Source organism: Burkholderia sp. AU45274 (assembly GCF_030482505.1).
GTDB lineage: Bacteria > Pseudomonadota > Gammaproteobacteria > Burkholderiales > Burkholderiaceae > Burkholderia.
The window spans coordinates 1-2,015 of the sequence record NZ_JAUJQE010000033.1 but is presented as its reverse complement, the minus strand read 5'-3'; the positions used below and the strand labels follow the sequence as shown (position 1 = coordinate 2,015).

The window sequence follows — 2,015 nt, the reverse complement described above, 5'->3', positions numbered from 1 at the left end:
ATCATCGACAACGGCGAATTCAATCACGGCCTCACGTACTCGGGCCACCCGGTCGCGGCGGCCGTCGCGGTCGCGAACCTGAAGCTGCTGCGCGATGAAGGGATCGTCGAGCGCGTGAAGAACGACACGGGCCCGTACTTCCAGGCGCTGATGCGCGAAACCTTCGCGCGCCACCCGATCGTCGGCGAGGTGCATGGCCACGGCCTCGTCGCGAGCCTGCAGCTCGCCGAAGCGCCGGCCGAACGCCGCCGCTTCGCGAACGGTGGCGACGTCGGCACGATCTGCCGCGACTTCTGCTTCAACGGCAACCTGATCATGCGCGCGACCGGCGACCGGATGCTGCTGTCGCCGCCGCTCGTGATCTCGCGTCCGGAAATCGATGAACTCGTATCGAAGGCGAAAAAAGCAGTCGATGCAACCGCCCAGCAACTGGGTATTTCGTAACGGTTTTTGCCTACAGGCGTGCGGCGGACGCCGCACGCCGCCATAACCAGGGGAATTCCACCATGCGTGCCTGCTTTCTTCGCCAAGCCTGTTCCGTTGCCGCCCTTGCCGCCGCGGCCGCGTTCACGTCGGTCGCCAGCCCGACGGCACACGCGGCCGACGAGCTGAACGTCTACAACTGGTCCGACTACATCGCACCCGACACGATCCCGAACTTCCAGAAGCAGACGGGCATCCACGTCAAGTACGACAACTACGACAGCGACGACACGCTTCAGGCGAAGCTGCTGGCCGGCAGTTCGGGTTACGACATCGTCGTGCCGACGTCGAACTACATGGCCAAGCAGATCCAGGCCGGCGTGTACCAGAAGCTCGACAAGTCGAAGCTGCCGAACCTCGCGAACCTCGACCCGCTCTTGATGAAGATGATCTCGGATGCCGACCCGGGCAACCAGTACGGCGTGCCCTGGGCCTACGGCACGGACGGCATCGGCTACAACGCGCAGGCGGTGAAGAAGGCCCTCGGCGACAAGGCGCCGGTCGACAGCTGGGCGCTGGTGTTCGATCCGGCCAACATGGAAAAGCTGAAGAGCTGCGGCGTGTCGTTCCTCGACCAGGCCGTCGATGTGTTCGCCGCCACGCTGCAATACATGGGCAAGGATCCGAACAGCAAGAATCCCGGCGACTACCAGGCTGCGTTCGAAGTCCTGAAGAAAGTCCGCCCGTACATCACCCAGTTCAACTCGTCCGGCTACATCAACGACCTCGCGAACAACGACGTGTGCGTCGTGCTCGGCTGGTCGGGCGACGTCGGCATCGCGCATCGCCGCTCGGCCGAAGCGAAGCGTTCGTACGACATCAAGTTCTCGAATCCGAAGGAAGGCGGCCTGCTGTGGTTCGACGTGATGGTGATCCCGAAGGATGCACCGCACGCCGAAGCCGCACTGAAGTGGATCAACTACGTGTCCGATCCGAAGGTCAACGCGGCGATCACCAACACGGTGTTCTACCCGACCGCGAACAAGGCCGCGCACCAGTTCGTCACGCCGGCCGTCGCGCAGGACCCGACCGTCTACCCGCCTGAAGACGTGCTGAAGAAGATGGTGCTGATGAAGCCGATGCCGGCCGACATCCTGCGCCTCGAGAACCGTCTGTGGGCCCAACTGAAGACCGGCCACTGATCGACCTGAATTCCGGCGGCGCAGGCGGCGCTTCACGCCTGCCCGCCTGAGATCCGCGGACCTCCGTCCGCCCGCGCGCGCCGCGCGCACTGTTCCATCCGGCACGAGCCGTCGCCCGTGAGTCGCGTTTTGCGCCTCGCGCGGGGGCGCTCACGCCTGCAATCCGTGAAGAACGAATGGTGAATCCCATGCAATCGATACCCTCTTCCGCTGCTGCACGACACACCCAGCCGGCCCCCGCGGCCCGTACGCAAAACGACGCCTTCGTGCGCATCGAAAACGTCGTGAAGAAATTCGGCGACAGCACCGCCGTCGACAACGTGAACCTGACGATCGCGAAGAACGAGCTGTTCGCGCTGCTCGGCAGCTCGGGCTGCGGCAAGTCGACGT

Annotated in this window: 3 protein-coding genes; all 3 read left to right on the top strand. The window is 64.3% G+C overall.

The annotated features are described in order from the left end of the window. Positions 1-444, top strand: a 444-nt coding sequence (locus tag QZM35_RS38060; RefSeq protein ID WP_301777786.1) for an aminotransferase class III-fold pyridoxal phosphate-dependent enzyme, incomplete at its 5' end; no start/stop codon positions are given. 62 nt (positions 445-506) lie between these two features. Continuing rightward, a complete protein-coding gene (locus QZM35_RS38055) occupies positions 507-1,625 on the top strand; it encodes a polyamine ABC transporter substrate-binding protein (RefSeq protein WP_089426497.1) in 1,119 nt (372 codons plus the stop codon). 188 nt (positions 1,626-1,813) lie between these two features. Continuing rightward, the coding region (locus QZM35_RS38050) for an ATP-binding cassette domain-containing protein (RefSeq protein ID WP_301777785.1) at positions 1,814-2,015 on the top strand (202 nt) is incomplete at its 3' end.

Coding starts and splice junctions, on each gene's coding strand:
- QZM35_RS38055 (WP_089426497.1), top strand. CDS start 507: ATGCGTGCCTGCTTTCTTCGCCAAGCCTGTTCCGTTGCCGCCCTTGCC.